Source organism: Streptomyces sp. CB01373, assembly GCF_002803075.1.
Taxonomy (GTDB): Bacteria; Actinomycetota; Actinomycetes; order Streptomycetales; family Streptomycetaceae; genus Streptomyces.
The window spans coordinates 131,373-148,533 of the sequence record NZ_NNBK01000002.1; the positions used below are offsets into that span (position 1 = coordinate 131,373).

The window sequence follows — 17,161 nt, forward strand, 5'->3', positions numbered from 1 at the left end:
CAGGTCTACTCTGGATCCGTGCCGGAGGACGTGGGGGGCACGCCGTTCCCTGACGGCTGGGAGCCCGACGACGACCACGACCACGGGGTGTCGGACGAAGAGTTCGCCTCCGTGGTCTTCGACGAGGCCTTCGTACGCGCGGCCGTGATCCACGAGCCGACCGCGGTCGAACGCCTCCTGGCCGCCGCGCAGGCCAGAGCAGAGGCCTCCGAGGCGGAGGCCCGCCGCGCCCACGCCAGAGGCGAGCGCCACGAGGAGGGGTACGGCCTCGGCCCCGACCCCTACGGCGACCCGGACGACCCCGACGCCGACGTCCTCGAAGGCCGTCCCGGCGCCCCGGGGACCTTCGGCAAGCACGTCCGCTGGCACCGCCCCGTCGCCTGGGTGCTCGCCCTCGTCATGGGCATCGGCATGGTCGCCCTCGCCTTCGCGGCGGTCTACCGGGGCGGCTCCTCGGGCAGCCGGGACCAGGTCCCGCCGCCCGCCTCGACCGGCCTGGAACAGGGCAGCGCGGCGGCGCCCTCCGCGTCCGCCGAATACTCCCAGCCCGCCGTCCCCGCGGTCCCGCGCACGCCCTGACGGCGGCGCGGCGGTTCTGGTGAGAACCTGTCAGAACTTGTCGCACATCAGGGCGTTTACCAGGGCTTGCGGAGACCTACCCTGAAGATATGGGAGGGCCTGGAGAGCCACCTGAGGGGACACCCGAGGGCGTCCCTGGAGGTGCGGAGGACGAATACCGGTCCGTCGTCTTCGACGAGTCGTTCGTCCGGGCTGCCCGCCTCCAGGAATACTCCGCACTCGAACGGTTGACCGACCACACCCCCGCCGTGCGCAGCCGCCCGCCGATGCGCCGCGGGCTGTCACGGCAGGCACTGCTGCTGGTCCTGCTGATCATCGTCGCCTTCGGCACCGCGATCTACATGGGCGTACGGCACCCCTACCAGAGCGCACAGGCCCAGCGGCCCGTGGAGCCGCTGCGGATGACCGTCGTCCCGCTCGCCCCGCAGGGCAAGGTGCCCGGCGCGGCCGACCCCGCGTACCTGTACGCGCACAGCCCGGCCGCCCAGTTCTCCGTCGGCGCGGAGGGTGTACCGCTGCCCACCGTACGGAGCACCGCGCATTTCTCCGACAGTCAGGTCGTCGCCGCGCTGACCATCGCGAAGGAGTACATCGTCGCGTCCTCCCTCTACCCGGAGGTGCTCACCGGCGGTCGGACCGACCCCGTGCGGGCGCTGCTCGACGCCGGTCAGCTCGACCAGTTCGACCAGAGCTTCGACCGGCCTGCCGCCGACGGGCGGCACGCGGCCACCGGCTGGCTCGTCCGCTTCGACCCGGCCCGCGTCGAGCTGGCCGGCCGCGAGATCCGGGTCCAGGGCAGCCTCCAGGCCGCCGAGACCGACTCCTCCACCCTGGAGGTGGGCGCGGACCACACCTTCGTCTACGCCCTGAAGCCGGCCGGCTCCGGGGCGCACGCGCCGTCCTCGCTGTTCACCGTCCGGCGCGAGCTGCAGTTCCGCTTCACCCCGGACGACCTGCGGCTGCACCAGGTGCAGATCCTCGTCTCCTACACGGAGGCCGGCCCGCTCTCCTGCGCCGGGGACTCCGCACGGCAGTTCGAGCCGCTGCTGGCCGGCCAGACCGCCAAGGCGGGCAGCCCACCAGGCACGGACCCGTACGCCACGGACACCGCGGCGGCCGTCTGCGGCTCCCTGGCGCACAGCGCGGAGCCGACGGTGGGGTAGGTCAGTCCTCGTCGCGGGGCGGGGTGGTGTCGGTGGACGGCTGGTCCTTGCCCCCGTCCTTGGGCGGGGCCGACCCCGTGAAGCCGCCGAAGCCGCGCCGCACCCGGTCGCCCAGATCGCCGGCGCCGCCCGCCAGATCGCTGACCAGCTTCATCAGCGGGTCCTTCGAGCTCTTGACGTGGCTGGCGTAGTGGGCCGCCGACTCGCGGAAGGAGTCGCTGACCGAGGTGTCCTTGTCCTCGGAGCGGCGCGGGTAGTGGCCGTCCATGATCCGCTGGTAGTCGCGGGACTCCGCCCACTTCTTCAGCTCGGCCGCCCGCACGGTGGTGAAGGGGTGCGAACGCGGCAGCACGTTGAGGATCTTCAGCACGGAGTCGCGCAGGTCGCCCCCGGCCTCGTACTCCTCGGCCTGCTGGAGGAACGCGTCCACGTTCATCTGGTGCAGGTGGTTGCCGCCCGCGATCTTCATCAGACCCCGCATGGAGGCCTTCAGGTCCTGGCCGACGAGCAGACCCGCCCGGTCCGCGGACAGCTCCGACTTCCGGAACCACTCGCGCAGCCCGGTGACGATCGCCATGATCGCGAGGTTGCCCAGCGGGATCCAGGCGACCCGGACGGCCAGACTCGTCAGGAACAGCAGGATCGTGCGGTACACGGCGTGCCCGGACAGGGCGTGGCCGACCTCGTGGCCGACGACCGCCCGCATCTCCTCCTCGTCGAGCAGCTCGACCAGGCCCGTGGTGACGACGATGATCGGCTCGTCCAGGCCGATGCACATCGCGTTGGGCTGGGGGTCCTGGGTCACGTACATCGGCGGGACCTTCTCCAGGTCCAGGATGTAGCAGGCGTCCCGCAGCATGTCGTTCAGGTGGGAGAACTGCTGGTCGGAGACGCGTACGGAGTCGGACAGGAACAGCAGCCGGAGGCTGCGCTCGGGCAGCAGGCCGCTGAGGGCCTTGAACACCGTGTCGAAGCCGCTCAGCTTGCGCAGCGCGACCAGGGCGGAGCGGTCGGCCGGGTGCTCGTACGCGCGCGAGGAGATCTCGGGGAAGCGCCTGCGCTGCCGGCTAGGCACCTGCTCCCGCCCGTCCTGTGCGCGGCCGTCGTCGGACATGTGGTCCCCCATGTCTGTCAGTGTCCCAATGTGCCCCCGAGGCAGGGCCCAGCCTAGGCGGAGATACCGTGGACGGGCAGTACGACGAAGGAGTCCACGTCATGGAGCACCACCCCGCAGCCGCCTGGCTCACCGAGGCCGCGAGCGCCGCCGCCCAGCACCAGGGGGCGGGTTACCTGCTCCGGGTCGTCCTGATCGTGATGATCGTGGGCTGCGTACTCACCGGCTGGTTCCTCCTCCGCGGCTACAAGCGGAACGACGACTGACACGGCGGAAAGGTTCCCGGGGGCTCCCGCGGCCGTGGCGCCCGCCCTCGCGGGTGCCGACGGGGCGGGAGCGCCCGCGGCGCCAAGAGTGGAGTCGGGGTGAGCGCTGCGTCGAGGGTTGCTTACGATGGGCCGACATCCTTGTCCCGCCCACTCCCGGATAGGTCCCGCCAAAGATGAGCTTCCCCAGCACCGCTGCCCAGTTGGCCACCCTCGCCGAGGCCGAGGGCGGCAACCACGAGAGCCTCAGCCCCTTCCTCACCGGCGGCGGCGCGCTGTTCATCCTGCTGCTCCTGCTGTGGATCACCACGCGTTTCAACCGCGACCGCTGAGCCCCGTCCGGCCCGTTACCGGGATCTGGATCATGGAGTCCTCAGGCCGGGCCGGTAGGGTCTGCACGCATGGGAGAGCAGGACATGCCTACCGGTCCGGCGAGTGACACGGTGAAACCCCTCGAACACGGGCCCGGCGGCGGGACTTCGGCGTCGGGCAAGCGGCGCCTCGGCGTCATGGGCGGGACGTTCGACCCGATCCACCACGGGCACCTCGTGGCGGCCAGCGAGGTCGCCGCGCAGTTCCACCTGGACGAGGTGGTGTTCGTACCCACGGGACAGCCCTGGCAGAAGTCCCACCGCCATGTCTCCCCGGCGGAGGACCGCTATCTGATGACGGTCATCGCGACCGCCGAGAACCCGCAGTTCTCCGTGAGCCGCATCGACATCGACCGCGGCGGTCCCACCTACACCGTGGACACCCTGCGCGACCTGCGCGCGCTCAACCCGGACACGGACCTGTTCTTCATCACCGGCGCCGACGCGCTCGGCCAGATCATCACCTGGCGGGACTCCGAGGAACTGTTCTCCCTCGCGCACTTCATCGGCGTCACCCGGCCCGGCCACCATCTGACCGACCCCGGCCTGCCGGAAGGCGGTGTCTCGCTCGTCGAGGTCCCCGCCCTCGCCATCTCCTCCACGGACTGCCGGGCAAGAGTCGCCAAGGGCGACCCGGTCTGGTATCTGGTGCCTGACGGAGTCGTGCGCTACATCGCCAAACGCCAGCTGTACCGAGGCGAGTAAGCCGAGAGGGGCACCGGTGAACGACCGATACGACGCTGGTCACGGGGGCGACCAGTACGAACTCGTCGGCTACGACGAGTACGGCCGGCCTGTGTACCGGCCGATCCCCGCCCAGCAGACTCCGCAGCAGACCTACGACGCGTACGGGCAGCAGGGCTACGGCTACGACCCGTACGCGACCGGCGGCCAGCAGCAGCTCGATCCGACGGCCTACCAGGGCGGCGCCTACCAGTCCGGCCAGGACGGCGCCTACCAGGGCGGCTACGGCACCGGCTACGACGGCGGTCACGACCAGGGCCGGCAGGCGCCCGGCCCCGCCGCCCAGGGCACCCACGGCTCCTACGACCCGTACGGCTCCGGCCCGGCCGCGGCGCCCCACGACCCGTACGGCGCGGCCGTGACCAGCGGACAGCAGCCCCGGGTCGCCGAGCAGACCGCCCACATCCCGCAGCAGACCGGCCCGGCGGACGCCGACCGGGCGGAGCGGGGACCGGACCAGGACGGCGCGGACGAACGCGACTACCGGACCGAGCAGTTCGCCTTCGTCGAGGAGCCGAGCGACGACTCCGAGGACGTCATCGACTGGCTGAAGTTCACCGAGAACCGCACGGAGCGCCGCGAGGAGGCCCGCCGCCGCGCCCGCAGCCGCATCATCGCCCTGACCGTCGTGCTGGCCCTGGTCGCCGTGGGCGGCGTCGGCTACCTCTGGTACGCCGGGAAGCTGCCCGGCCTGTCGTCCCCCGGCTCGGAGAGCGGCACCACGACCGCGTCCGGCGCCCAGAAGCGCGACGTGATCGTCGTCCACCTGCACGACACCGCGCGGGGCGGCACGTCCACGGCCCTGCTCGTCGGCAACACCACCACCAAGCAGGGCACCACCGTCCTGCTGCCCAACACCCTCGCCCTGACGGGCGACGACGGCAGCGTCACGACCCTCGCCAAGTCGGTCAAGGGCGACGGCTCCTCGGGAACCCGCGACCAGCTCGACACGGTCCTCGGCACCGACATCGAGGGCACCTGGCGCCTGGACACCCCCTACCTCCAGAACCTCGTCGACTCGGTCGGCAACGTCGACGTCGACACCAACGCCGACGTACCCGACCCGGACAGCAAGAAGAAGGACACCTCGCCCCTGGTCCGCAAGGGCAAGTCGCAGACCCTCAGCGGCAAGATGGCCGTCGCCTACGCCACCTACCGCGCCCCGGGCGAGGAGGAGAGCGCCCAGCTCGAACGGTTCGGGCAGGTGATGCAGAGCGTGCTGCGCAAGCTCTCCTCCGACGCCCAGGGCGCCACGACGACGGTGCAGACGCTCCAGCAGATCCTCGATCCCTCGCTCACCGACGAGGACCTCGGCACGTTCCTCGCCAAGCTGGCCGCGTTCGCCAAGGGCGGCGACTACAAGACGGCGCTGCTGCCCGTGCAGACGGACGGCACGCTGAGCGCCGAGACCAGCCAGAGCGTGGTCAAGGACGTCCTCGGCGGCACCGCGAAGAGCCCCGACCAGTCGTCCGCCGTCCGGGTCTCCGTGCAGAACGCCACCGGCGCCAAGGCCGACACCGAGAAGGCCCGGGTCGCCCTCCTGGGCGGCGGCTTCACCTTCCTGGAAGGCGGCACCTCGTCCGCCGTCCGCTCGGCGTCCGAAGTCGTCTACGCCGACGCCGCCAACAAGCAGAAGGCCACCGACGTCGCCAGAACCCTGGGACTGCCCGACACGGCGGTGACGAAGGGCAAGGTCACCTCGAACGCCGACGTCTCGGTCGTCCTCGGCCAGGACTACCGGGGCCCGTCGGCGCAGTGATCCCCCGAAACGCGTGAGGCGTCCTCGGCGGTCCGTGAGACCCTTGGTGTCAAGTGACCGCCGAAGGAAAGCCTCGTAGTGACCGCGACCGACCGCTCTCTCGAACTCATCAACTCCGCCGCCCAGGCGGCCGCCGACAAGCTCGCGCACGACGTCATCGCGTATGACGTCAGCGACGTGCTGTCGATCACGGACGCCTTCCTGCTGGCGTCCGCGCCCAACGACCGCCAGGTCAAGTCGATCGTCGACGAGATCGAGGAGCGGCTGCTGAAGGAACTCGGCGCCAAGCCGGTGCGCCGCGAAGGCGACCGCGAGGCCCGCTGGGTCCTGCTCGACTACGTCGACATCGTCGTGCACGTCCAGCACAGCGAGGAGCGGGTCTTCTACGCCCTGGAGCGGCTGTGGAAGGACTGCCCCGAGCTCGAACTGCCCGCCGACGCCAAGGCCACCCGTGGCCGGGCAGAGGAGCACGCCAAGCAGCAGGCCGACGAGGAGGCGGACGAGCCCCGCGGTGAGTGGCGGTGAGCGGCGCCGCCGAGGCGCCCGGCCGCACCACGGGCCGGGGCCGCCGCATCATCCTGTGGCGGCACGGCCAGACCTCCTGGAACGTGGAGCGCCGCTTCCAGGGCAGCACCGACGTCGAGCTGACCGGGACCGGGGTCGGCCAGGCCCGCCGTGCCGCCCGTCTGCTGGCCTCCCTGCGGCCCGACGCGATCGTCTCCTCCGATCTCGTGCGGGCCACCCGCACGGCCGCCGAGCTGGCCGAGCTGACCGGCCTGGAGGTCGCCCGGGACGAGGGCCTGCGCGAGACCTACGCGGGCGTCTGGCAGGGCCTGACGCACGAGGAGATCATCGACCGGCACAGCGAGGAGTACACCGCGTGGAAGCGCGGTGAGCCGGTGCGCCGCGGCGGCGGCGAACTGGAGACGGAGGTTGCCGACCGCGCCGCCCCCGTCGTGCTGCGGTACCTGGAGAAGGTCCCCGAGGACGGCACGCTCGTGGTGGTCAGCCACGGCGGCACCATCCGCACCACCCTCGGCCGCCTCCTCGGCCTGGAGCCCCGCCACTGGGAGAGCCTGGGCGGCCTGTCCAACTGCTGCTGGTCGGTCCTCGGCGAGGGCGCCCGGGGCTGGCGGCTGATGGAGCACAACGCCGGCACCCTGCCCGAGCCCGTCCTCGGCGACGACGACTGAGCCGCCCGCGGCCCCGCGCGACCCGGATTTCACTTTCCGGCAGGTCGCAGGCTAAAGTTCTTCTTGTTCGCCCCGCCGAGCGGAGCGGAACACCACGCGGCAGGTTCGCGTGGCGGCAAGGGGCTATAGCTCAGTTGGTAGAGCGCCTGCATGGCATGCAGGAGGTCAGGAGTTCAATTCTCCTTAGCTCCACAAACCGGTACTCCGTCGAGTAGCCGAAGATTGTTCGGAAGGATCCCGTCCCTCTCAGGGGCGGGATTTTCTGTGTTCCCGCGCACCGGCTTGAGTCACTCGGGCCCCGGGGGCGTATATCTGTGCGAGCGTGCTCTCGGGTGTGGCCCGCGACGCAGGTCGTGGCCGTACTGGTACCGAGGCGTCGCTGACCGTATCGGCCCGGCCGTGGCAGAATCAAACGGCCGAAGGGGGCGCGGCCCGACGGGAGGGAGTAGCGATGCCTGCCTGCATCCTCGAGGAGGTCCACCTCCTCGGTGCGGCGTTGATACGAGACACGGGCACTCGCCTCGTCTGCCCCTCCTGCGGCTCCCTCCATGTGGCCCAAGTACTCGGCGACAACGGGGGGATCTCGTACGTGTGCACGGCCTGCGGCCACAGCTGGAGCTGACCCATGGGTGCACACAGGCGGAAGTGCGACTGGTGCGGCGGCGGCACCCCGATCGTCCGCGACATGGAGCCGATCAACCCCGACTACCAGTACTGGTGCGAGGAGTGCGCACGGGCGCTGATCATAAAAGGCGACCCGATCGAGACCTACCGCGAGCTGGAGGGCGAGCCGATCTACGGCCGGCTCCTGGAGGAGCACTGCACGCTGAAGCGGTTCTATTCGTTCGTGACGGCGTGACGCCGGCCCGCCGTCCGGCGGGCGTGCGGGGCGCAGCGAAACCGATTTGGTGTTCCACCCCCTGGACCGTGTAATGTTGGCGTCGCCGCCGGGGAAACCGGGCGACACGGTCAAGAACGCGGCTGGTCCGCGTGGCCGCGAGGGGCTATAGCTCAGTTGGTAGAGCGCCTGCATGGCATGCAGGAGGTCAGGAGTTCAATTCTCCTTAGCTCCACAGGAAATGAGGGCGAGTCATCCATAGGATGGCTCGCCCTCGACGTATGCCCGGACGCGTACACGGTGGCAATGCGACGGCGGGCCGCCCCCTCAGGGGCGGCCCGCCGTCGCGTGCGTTCAGCGGCCCAGGGCGCGGCGGCCGCGGCCCTGGGAGAGGACCGGCAGGTTGCGGGCCGGGGCCTGCGAGCGGGTGTCCTCCTCGAGGCGCAGGGCCAGCGCGGGACAGCGGCGCACGGCGCGCAGGGCCTTGGCCTCCGCGTAGCGCGGGACCTTCGCCTGGGCGACGGTCGGGAAGCCGTCGGCGCCCAGTTCGAAGACCTCCGGGAGGATGTCCGCGCACAGGCCGTGCCCCCGGCACAGCGTCCAGTCGACGTAGATCTTCTGACGGCTGGAGCCGGACTCCTCGGCCTCGGCGCCGCCGGGGATGCCGGTGGGGGCCTTGCCGCCCTCGAAGAGCGGCAGGACGCCCTCCACGGGGCGTCCGCAGCCGTTGCCGAGGACGTGCGCGGCCAGGTCGTCCGTGAACGCCTTGATGGTCGACTCGAGGAACATCGCCGAGCCGTCGGGGTGCGAGCACGCGCCGCGCCGCTTGACGTTCTTGGCGACCTGCTTGAGGGCCTCGAGGGCGGCCGGGCCGCCGCCGTTCATGATGTCCTCCATGCCGCGCGCGGCGGCCGGCAGACCGAGATAGCAGGGACCGCACTGGCCCGCGCTCTCCTCCGCCAGCCACTTGGCGACCTGGAGCGACTCGCCCAGCGGGCAGGTCTCCTGACTGATCGGCAGGATCGCCCCGGCGCCCATCGCACCGCCCACCGCGTCCAGGGAGTTGCGCGAGACGATCGCCTCGTTGACGGTCGCCGCGTCGATCCACTTGCCGTGGTAGCCGCCGGTCAGCACGCCCTGCGGCACCGGCGGCGCGCCCGCGAGCTGGAGGACGTAGCGCAGCGGCACGCCGGTGGGCGCCTCGACCACCATGGGGCGGGCGACGGCGCCGGAGATGGTCAGCATCACGGTGCCCGGCTCGTCGTACAGGCCGGTGTTGCCGTAGCGCTCCGGGCCGATGCGGGCGGCGATCGCCAGCTGGGCGAAGGTCTCCGCGTTGGACAGCAGGGTGGGAACGCCGCCCACGCCGTTCTGCGAGGCGCTGGTCTTGCGGCCCGGCGGGATCGCCGGACCGCCGTCGATGGAACGGATCAGCGAGGCGGCCGCGCCCGTGACCATGCGCACCGGGTTGCGCTGGACGCTCGCGCGCAGCGCCGACCTGCGGCTGTTGCTCAGTCCGCGCTCGGCGAGCGCCGCCTCCATGGAGCGCTGGGTGGACTCCCGGGTGACGCCCACCACGAGCGTGCGGGCACCGAGGGCCTCGGCGACCAGCAGGGCCCCGTCCAGGATGAGGTGCGGGGCACGGTTGATCAGGACGGTGTCCTTGCGGCAGGCCGGCTCGTCCTCACTGCCGTTGACGACGACGACCGGCCGTACGCCGCGTTTGATCGCGGCCTCGGCGACCGAGCGCAGCTTCTTGTGGAAGGGGAAACCCGCGCCGCCGCGGCCCTTCAGGTTGATGGCCTCGGAGAGCTTCGCGAGCTGCTCGCCGCCCAAGGGTTCGAGCGGCCCGTGCACCTTCAGGTGCATGGGCAGATCGAGTCGTTCGACAAGGTCGAAGCCCGACGTGAGCTGGGGAAGCCCGACCACGCGGACTTCCGGAACGTCGGGCAGGGCCTCGTTCACCTGTAGCCTCCGGAAGGCGTGTTCCAAGCTTCGCCCGAACCCGGCGCGTCGTAGGAGGCGCCGGGGGGTGTTTCATTGGCGGGACCGCTGTTGTACGTGTCGTTGGGGTTGTACGTGCCGTAGGGGGCGTTCGTCTCACCGGTGTTGTACACATCACGTCCGCCGTACGCGGGAGTGCCCGCGGCGGCGCCCGGATTGTTGTAGGCCGGGATGTTGTACCCCGTGTCGTTCAGCGGGTCGTAGGCCGACGGGGGCGCCTCACCGACCGGCGGCGGCGAGGGGATCGGCCAGCTGCCCGAGGTGCTGCCGGGGCCGTCCACGCGCGGCGCCGCACCCGCGGCCTGCGGGTCGAACGGAACGTTCATGCGCGCGGTCTGGTCGGCCGCGAAGGACTGCCCGGGCGGCGGCGTCGCGACGGTCCGGTAGGCGGCCGCGAAGCCGGGCTGGGGCTCCGCGGGGGTGTCGTACAGCGGGGAGGCGGGGCGCGGTCCGCGCGGCGCGGTCCTCGTCGCGTCGGCGCGCGGGGGCGTCGCGCCGCGTGCGTTCTCATAGCCCGCCAGTCCGGACTCCGAGACCCTGGCCCGGCTCGCGTCCAGGTCGTCCAGCTCCGGCCGCTCGCCGCCGCCCAGCACCGCCATCAGCTGGTCGGCGAGCCTGCGCTTGACCGGGCGCGGCGCCGCGCGCACGGCCAGGGCCACGATGACGCCCAGCAGGGACAGGCCGTAGAGGATGAAGAAGATCGGCTTGGCCTCGCGGCCCGCGTACAGGCCGTGGATCAGCGCCGCGCACCAGGCCGGGTAGGCCAGCATGTGCATCGCCCGCCAGCGCGCCGCGACCGGGGCGGGGGTGGCGAAGTTGCTGCGCAGCGCGCCGGTGATGCCGACGAAGATCATCAGCAGGCCGGCCAGGGAGCCGAGGCCCACCAGGCCCTCGATCCCGGTGAGACCGAGCGAGAACGGGACGACCGCGGCGATCAGCTGGGTGTGCCCCAGCACGATCTTGGTGGTGATGTGCACCAGGAGGAACGCGATCGAGGCGACCGCGGTGGTCCGGTGCACCGCCTGCCCCACGATCCGCTGGCGCGTGTTGAGGATGATCCGGTCCTGGGCGACCAGGCCCCAGATCACCGAGCAGCTGAGCGAGACGAGGGAGAGCACGCCCGCGCCGAAGTTCAGGAACTCGCGGAACTGGCTGCCTCCGGCCAGCACGACCACGGGTATGAGGAGCAGGACGACAGCCGACGCCACCCCATAGGCCGAGCGACCGGGTTTGGGGAGCGAGCTGTTACTGCGACGAGGGTTCATGGGGGCGACTCCGAGCGGTTCGGGAAAGCGGTCCCGAGCACGAACTCTAAGTGGCCCCAAACCGAGCAGTACGCCGTTTGAGTTATTGCGTTGTTATCAACGCCACAGCTGAGGCTCATGTTGTCCCCATAGGCTCCGTTACGCCGGGTTAACTTTGAACGATGTTCAGTTTTTCTGAACCTTCACCGACGGACCCCCGGTCCCTCACGGCTCGCCCAGGGCCGCGTCCCGTCCCGTGGACGCTCGTCGCCCCGGGCTCGACGCCTGCGGTACCCTGACGCCATGCGTGCCGTACGCCTTCTGCTTAGCGAGCCGCGCTGATCAGTCCCGACCGCCGGACCAACAGGACGGTCGGCATCGGCGCGGCGTCCCCTCCTGTGCGAGGGGATTTTTCGTTTCTGGAAAGTCGCAGCCGTGGGCAGAGACGATCGATGGAGCTTTGAGGACCATGAGCGAGACGAACCCCGCTGCCCCCTCCGAGGTGGCAGCGCCGCACCGCTACACGGCCGCCGTGGCGGCCGACATCGAGGCACGCTGGCAGGACTTCTGGGACGCCGAGGGCACCTACGCGGCGCCGAACCCCAAGGGTGACCTGGCGGGAGACCCCGACCTGGCCGCCCGGCCCAAGAAGTTCATCATGGACATGTTCCCGTACCCGTCCGGTGCGGGTCTGCACGTCGGCCACCCGCTCGGGTACATCGCCACCGACGTGCACGCCCGCTTCCAGCGGATGACCGGCCACAACGTCCTGCACACCCTGGGCTTCGACGCCTTCGGCCTGCCCGCCGAGCAGTACGCCGTGCAGACCGGCACGCACCCGCGGGTGTCCACCGAGGCCAACATCGAGAACATGAAGGCGCAGCTGCGCCGGCTGGGCCTGGGCCACGACAAGCGCCGGTCGTTCGCCACGATCGACCCGGACTACTACAAGTGGACCCAGTGGATCTTCCTGCAGATCTTCAACTCCTGGTACGACGACGAGGCCGGCAAGGCCCGCCCCATCTCGCAGCTGATCGCCCAGTTCGAGTCCGGTGAGCGGACCGTGCCGGGGCACACGCGCGCGTGGCCCGAGCTGAGCGCCACGGAGCGCGCCGAGGTCCTGGGCGGGTTCCGCCTGGCCTACGCCTCCGACGCGCCCGTCAACTGGTGCCCCGGCCTGGGCACCGTGCTGGCCAACGAGGAGGTCACCGCCGACGGCCGCTCCGAGCGCGGCAACTTCCCGGTCTTCAAGGCCAAGCTGCGCCAGTGGAACATGCGCATCACCGCCTACGCCGACCGGCTGCTGGACGACCTGGAGGAGCTGGACTGGCCCGAGGCCATCAAGCTCCAGCAGCGCAACTGGATCGGCCGCTCCGAGGGCGCCCGCGTCGACTTCCCGATCGACGGCGAGAAGATCACGATCTTCACCACCCGCCAGGACACCCTGTTCGGCGCCACCTACATGGTGCTGGCGCCCGAGCACCCGCTGGTGGAGAAGTTCACCCCGGCCGCCTGGCCGGAGGGCACCCACGAGGTGTGGACCGGCGGCCACGCAACCCCGGCCGAGGCCGTCGCCGCCTACCGCGCCCAGGCCGCCTCGAAGTCGGACGTCGAGCGCCAGGCCGAGGCCAAGGACAAGACCGGCGTCTTCACCGGCGCGTTCGCCGTCAACCCGGTCAACGGCGAGAAGATCCCGGTCTTCATCGCCGACTACGTCCTGATGGGCTACGGCACCGGCGCGATCATGGCCGTCCCCGCCCACGACAGCCGCGACTTCGCCTTCGCGCGCGCCTTCGAACTGCCGATGCGCTGCGTCGTGGAGCCGGCCGACGACCGCGGCACGGACACCACGACCTGGGACGACGCCTTCGCCTCGTACGACGCGAAGATCGTGAACTCCGTCGGCGACGACGTGAAGCTGGACGGCCTGGGCGTCGTCGACGCCAAGGCGCGCATCACCGAGTGGCTGGAGCGCAAGGGCATCGGTGAGGGCACCGTCAACTTCCGCCTGCGCGACTGGCTGTTCAGCCGCCAGCGCTACTGGGGCGAGCCCTTCCCGATCGTCTACGACGAGGACGGCGTGGCCCACGCGCTGCCCGAGTCGATGCTGCCGCTGGAGCTGCCCGAGGTCGAGGACTATTCGCCGCGCACCTTCGACCCGGACGACGCCGACACCCAGCCCGAGACGCCGCTGTCACGCAACGAGGACTGGGTCCACGTCACCCTGGACCTGGGCGACGGGCCGAAGAAGTACCGCCGCGAGACCAACACCATGCCCAACTGGGCCGGTTCCTGCTGGTACGAGTTCCGCTACCTGGACCCGCACAACGATCAGCAGCTGGTCGACCCGGAGATCGAGCGCTACTGGATGGGCCCGCGCGAGGGCATGCCGCACGGCGGCGTCGACCTGTACGTCGGCGGCGCCGAGCACGCCGTGCTGCACCTGCTGTACGCGCGCTTCTGGTCCAAGGTCCTGTACGACCTGGGGCACGTCTCCTCCGTGGAGCCGTTCCACAAGCTGTTCAACCAGGGCATGATCCAGGCCTACGTCTACCGGGACGCCCGCGGCATCGCGGTGCCGGCCGCCGAGGTGGAGGAGCGCGACGGCGCCTACTACTACCAGGGCGAGAAGGTCTCCCGGCTGCTGGGCAAGATGGGCAAGTCCCTGAAGAACGCGGTCACTCCGGACGAGATCTGCGCCGAGTACGGGGCCGACACGCTGCGCCTGTACGAGATGGCGATGGGCCCGCTGGACGTCTCCCGGCCGTGGGACACGCGCGCGGTGGTGGGCCAGTTCCGGCTGCTGCAGCGGCTGTGGCGCAACGTCGTCGACGAGTCGACCGGCGAGGTCACCGTCGTCGACGCAGAGCCGGACGAGGAGACGCTGCGCGCCCTGCACAAGGCGATCGACGGTGTCCGCCAGGACCTGGAGGGCCTGCGCTTCAACACCGCCATCGCCAAGGTGACGGAGCTGAACAACCACCTGACCAAGACGGGCCGGCCCGTGCCGCGCCCGGTCGCCGAGGCACTGGTGCTGATGGTCGCCCCGCTGGCCCCGCACATCGCCGAGGAGCTCTGGCACAAGCTGGGCCGCGCCGGCTCGGTCGTCCACCAGGACTTCCCCGTCGCCGACCCGGCGTACGTGGTCGACGAGACGGTGACCTGCGTGGTCCAGGTCAAGGGCAAGGTCAAGGCGCGTCTGGAGGTCTCGCCGGCCATCTCCGAGGAGGAGCTGGAGAAGGTGGCGCTGGCCGACGAGAAGGTGGTCGCGGCGCTGGAGGGCGCGGGCATCCGCAAGGTGATCGTGCGGGCGCCGAAGCTGGTCAACATCGTTCCGGCGTGAGCGTTCGTCCGTGGCGGGCGCGTGACGGCCGGGGCGTGAGTGCCTCGGGGTAGTCCCCTACGGGCAGGTTCGGGGTTCTTGCGGAACCCGGGACCTGCCCGTTGCGTTTACCGTTGAAGGGCGGCGCGACCTGTGCCGCGCCAGCCGGAGGAGGAGCGCCGTGGAAACAGTCGTCACCGTCCTCGTCCTCCTCTTCGTGGTCTTCGTGGCGCTCGGCGTCTTCGCCGCGGTGAAGGTGGTCGGGGCCGCCAAGCGCAGTGTGGACCGCACCATCACCCAGGCCCGCCGCACGGTCGAGGACCACACACTGCGGGCCAAGTCCTTCGCCCAGCCCGGCCCGGCGGGCGAACTGGCCCAGCTCCGGCTCACCCTGCGCACCTCGATGCGCGCCACCCAGGACGCCCTGTACGCGGGCGTGCGCGAGGACGAGTCCCTCAAGGAGTCCATCGCCCTGTTCGAGCGGCTCAGCGCGCACGGGCGCGAACTGGACACGGACCTCAAGCGACTGGAGGCCGACCCGGACCGGGCGACGCTCAGCGAGCGGCTTCCGGTTCTGCGTGAACGCACCCGGCGCATCACGGAGTCGGCCGAGTCGCTGCGCTGGGCGGCCCGCGACCGCGCCCGCCGCTTCGCCGACGACGACCTGGACACACTGAGCGCCCAGATCGACATGGAGGCCGGCGCGCTGCGCCACTGGACCACGGCCGAGCCGACGACCGAGCACACGACCGGGGCGGCCGGACCGGCGGCCGGGCGGACGGCCGCGTCCCCGGCCCCCGGGGCGGATTCGCCCACCTGGTCCGGGGCCCGGCGGCAGGCCTCCGCCGAGGAGCCGGCCCGGCCGGCCATCACCCCGTCGGGCCGTCGCCCCGCCTACCCGTGGCAGAAGAAGCCCCGCCCCGAGAGCACGACTTGATTCACGGCCCCGATCCGGCCACACCTGACCCGGTGAGAGGGGCTGGGCTGCCGTCGGGGCACTACGGCAGGTAACCTCCAGCTCATGTCCCGCCATGTCGCGATCGTCACCGATTCAACGGCCTACCTGCCGCCGTGGACGATGGAGCGCCACGGCATCACCGCGGTTCCGCTGACCGTGGTCCTCGGCGACCAGGCGCTCGAAGAGGGCACCGAGATCTCGACGCGCTCCCTCGCGCAGGCGCTGCAGAAGCGGCGGTTCGTCACCACCTCGCGCCCCAGCCCCCAGCAGTTCGCCGAGACCTACCGCACAGTCGCGGAGTCCGGCGCGAGCGGCATCGTCTCCCTGCATCTGTCCGCGGAACTCTCCGGCACGTACGACGCCGCGGTGCTGGCCGCGCGTGAGGCGCCGGTGCCGGTACGGGTGGTGGACACCGGGATGGTCGCGATGGCGCTCGGCTTCTGCGCCCTGGCCGCGGCCGAGACCGCGGAGGCCGGCGGCACGGTGGACGAGGCGGTCGCGGCCGCCGAGAAGCGTGCCGCGGGCACCTCCGCCTTCTTCTACGTCGACACCCTCGACTATCTGCGCCGCGGCGGCCGTATCGGCGCGGCGCAGGCGCTGCTGGGTTCCGCGCTCGCCGTGAAACCGCTGCTCCAGTTGCAGGACGGCCGTATCGAGCTCCTGGAGAAGGTGCGTACCGCCTCGAGGGCGATCGCCCGGCTCGAGGAGATCGTGGCCGAGCGCGCGGGTGGGGCGGACGTCGATGTCGCCGTCCACCATCTCGCCGCCCCCGAACGGGCGTCGGCCCTCGCGGACCGGCTGCGCACCCGGGTGTCCGGCCTGGCCGACCTGCATGTCAGCGAGGTCGGGGCGGTGATCGGCGCGCACACCGGACCGGGGCTGCTGGCGGTCGTGGTCTCGCCCCGCTGACCCGTACGGGTGAGTGAGTTGTCCACAACTGGGGGGTAGTCCCCGGAAATTGAGCAAGATCATCGCGTGTGTGCCGGGTTGCCGGATGCTCCTGGCATGGCACTTCGATCACGCTCACGCACAGCGGCGGCGACCAGCGGCCCGGGCCGCGCCCCCGATTCGGACGGCCGCACCCGCCACCGCCGCCCACCGGCCCGCCTGGGCTCTCAGGCCTCTGCGGAGGACCTGCACCGGCGCGCGCGGACGCTGTTCGCCGAACGCGCCGCGCGGACCGGGGAGCCGGGTAGCGGCTTCCCGGGAGCGGAGCACAGGTACGGGACCGGCTGTGACGGTTCTGAGGGCCCTGATGGTCCTGGCGGCCCTGAGAGTTCTGACGGCGTTGACCTGATGCCGCCGACGCGGCCGCTGCGACCCAGGCCGTCCTGGGCCGCTGCGCCTCCGAACCGGAACGCCCGCCCACCGGACGAGCCACACCCGCCACCGAGCCGCCGCCGTACGGAGGCGTGCGCGCCGCCGGAGGCACTCTGGCCGCCGAGCCGGGCGGCCGCGGGACGGCTTGCGGTGGGCGGCAACGAGTCGGCCGGCATGGCGGATGCGGGCCTTGGCGTGGTGCGGAAGTCAGGCGCGGCGGGCGCGGGTCCGCTTGCCGTGGGTGACAAGGCTTCGAGTGCCTTGGACCACGGGGGATTTGCCGCCG

At 71.4% G+C, this 17,161-nt stretch carries 15 protein-coding genes and 2 tRNA genes; 14 read left to right on the forward strand and 3 right to left on the reverse strand.

What is annotated here, in order from left to right; all coding sequences use genetic code 11:
* The first annotated feature begins 18 nt into the window (after positions 1-18).
* On the forward strand, positions 19-579 hold the full coding sequence (locus CG719_RS02875; RefSeq protein WP_442802702.1) for an SCO2584 family spore wall biosynthesis protein: 561 nt from the start codon (positions 19-21) through the stop codon (positions 577-579).
* A gap of 89 nt (positions 580-668) precedes the next feature.
* Positions 669-1,742 (forward strand): SCO2583 family membrane protein, encoded by a 1,074-nt coding sequence (locus tag CG719_RS02880; protein ID WP_100566870.1) that lies wholly within the window; start codon positions 669-671, stop codon positions 1,740-1,742.
* A gap of 1 nt (position 1,743) precedes the next feature.
* Here the strand turns inward: CG719_RS02880 and CG719_RS02885 are convergent, their stop codons facing one another.
* Positions 1,744-2,856 (reverse strand): M48 family metallopeptidase, encoded by a 1,113-nt coding sequence (locus CG719_RS02885; RefSeq protein WP_100567170.1) that lies wholly within the window; start codon positions 2,854-2,856, stop codon positions 1,744-1,746.
* Positions 2,857-2,957: 101 nt separating this feature from the next.
* On the opposite strand from CG719_RS02885, the gene CG719_RS02890 reads away from it, so the two are divergent.
* The 9 genes from CG719_RS02890 (at position 2,958) to CG719_RS02930 (ending at position 8,262) form a co-directional block, all read left to right on the forward strand.
* Positions 2,958-3,122: a hypothetical protein gene (locus tag CG719_RS02890; protein ID WP_100566871.1), complete on the forward strand. Its 165-nt coding sequence runs from the start codon at positions 2,958-2,960 to the stop codon at positions 3,120-3,122.
* 176 nt (positions 3,123-3,298) lie between these two features.
* Complete coding sequence (locus CG719_RS35715; RefSeq protein WP_199836487.1) at positions 3,299-3,454, forward strand: hypothetical protein; 156 nt, start codon at positions 3,299-3,301, stop codon at positions 3,452-3,454.
* 69 nt (positions 3,455-3,523) lie between these two features.
* The gene (gene nadD, locus CG719_RS02895) at positions 3,524-4,198 is read left to right on the forward strand and encodes a nicotinate-nucleotide adenylyltransferase (RefSeq protein WP_100566872.1); all 675 of its coding nucleotides are present in this window, start codon (positions 3,524-3,526) and stop codon (positions 4,196-4,198) included.
* Positions 4,199-4,214: 16 nt separating this feature from the next.
* On the forward strand, positions 4,215-5,996 hold the full coding sequence (locus CG719_RS02900) for an LCP family protein (protein WP_100566873.1): 1,782 nt from the start codon (positions 4,215-4,217) through the stop codon (positions 5,994-5,996).
* A 78-nt stretch (positions 5,997-6,074) separates the two neighbouring features.
* Complete coding sequence (rsfS, locus tag CG719_RS02905; RefSeq protein WP_100566874.1) at positions 6,075-6,521, forward strand: ribosome silencing factor; 447 nt, start codon at positions 6,075-6,077, stop codon at positions 6,519-6,521.
* Positions 6,512-7,189: a histidine phosphatase family protein gene (locus CG719_RS02910; protein WP_100566875.1), complete on the forward strand. Its 678-nt coding sequence runs from the start codon at positions 6,512-6,514 to the stop codon at positions 7,187-7,189. Before rsfS ends, CG719_RS02910 begins: the two co-directional genes overlap by 10 nt.
* Positions 7,190-7,308: 119 nt before the next feature.
* Positions 7,309-7,381, forward strand: a tRNA-Ala gene (locus tag CG719_RS02915).
* A gap of 433 nt (positions 7,382-7,814) precedes the next feature.
* Entirely contained in the window at positions 7,815-8,048 is a 234-nt protein-coding gene (locus tag CG719_RS02925) for a hypothetical protein (RefSeq protein WP_100566877.1), read from the forward strand.
* A gap of 141 nt (positions 8,049-8,189) precedes the next feature.
* Positions 8,190-8,262: transfer RNA gene (locus CG719_RS02930), tRNA-Ala, on the forward strand.
* 119 nt (positions 8,263-8,381) lie between these two features.
* Here CG719_RS02930 and CG719_RS02935 read toward each other — a convergent pair.
* Positions 8,382-9,992, reverse strand: a complete 1,611-nt coding sequence (locus CG719_RS02935; protein ID WP_100566878.1) for an NADH-quinone oxidoreductase subunit NuoF family protein — start codon at positions 9,990-9,992, stop codon at positions 8,382-8,384.
* Positions 9,989-11,296, reverse strand: a complete 1,308-nt coding sequence (locus CG719_RS02940) for a cytochrome b/b6 domain-containing protein (RefSeq protein ID WP_199836488.1) — start codon at positions 11,294-11,296, stop codon at positions 9,989-9,991. The genes CG719_RS02935 and CG719_RS02940 overlap by 4 nt, the downstream gene beginning before the upstream one ends.
* Before the next feature lie 448 nt (positions 11,297-11,744).
* On the opposite strand from CG719_RS02940, the gene leuS reads away from it, so the two are divergent.
* The 3 genes from leuS to CG719_RS02960 all read left to right on the forward strand — a co-directional run bounded on the left by leuS (position 11,745) and on the right by CG719_RS02960 (position 16,464).
* Positions 11,745-14,618 carry a leucine--tRNA ligase gene (gene leuS, locus CG719_RS02950; protein WP_100566880.1) on the forward strand — a complete coding sequence of 958 codons (2,874 nt, stop codon included), beginning with the start codon at positions 11,745-11,747 and terminating at the stop codon, positions 14,616-14,618.
* Between the two features lie 160 nt (positions 14,619-14,778).
* Positions 14,779-15,534 carry a hypothetical protein gene (locus tag CG719_RS02955; protein ID WP_100566881.1) on the forward strand — a complete coding sequence of 252 codons (756 nt, stop codon included), beginning with the start codon at positions 14,779-14,781 and terminating at the stop codon, positions 15,532-15,534.
* A gap of 84 nt (positions 15,535-15,618) precedes the next feature.
* Complete coding sequence (locus tag CG719_RS02960; RefSeq protein WP_100566882.1) at positions 15,619-16,464, forward strand: DegV family protein; 846 nt, start codon at positions 15,619-15,621, stop codon at positions 16,462-16,464.
* Positions 16,465-17,161: the final 697 nt, after the last annotated feature.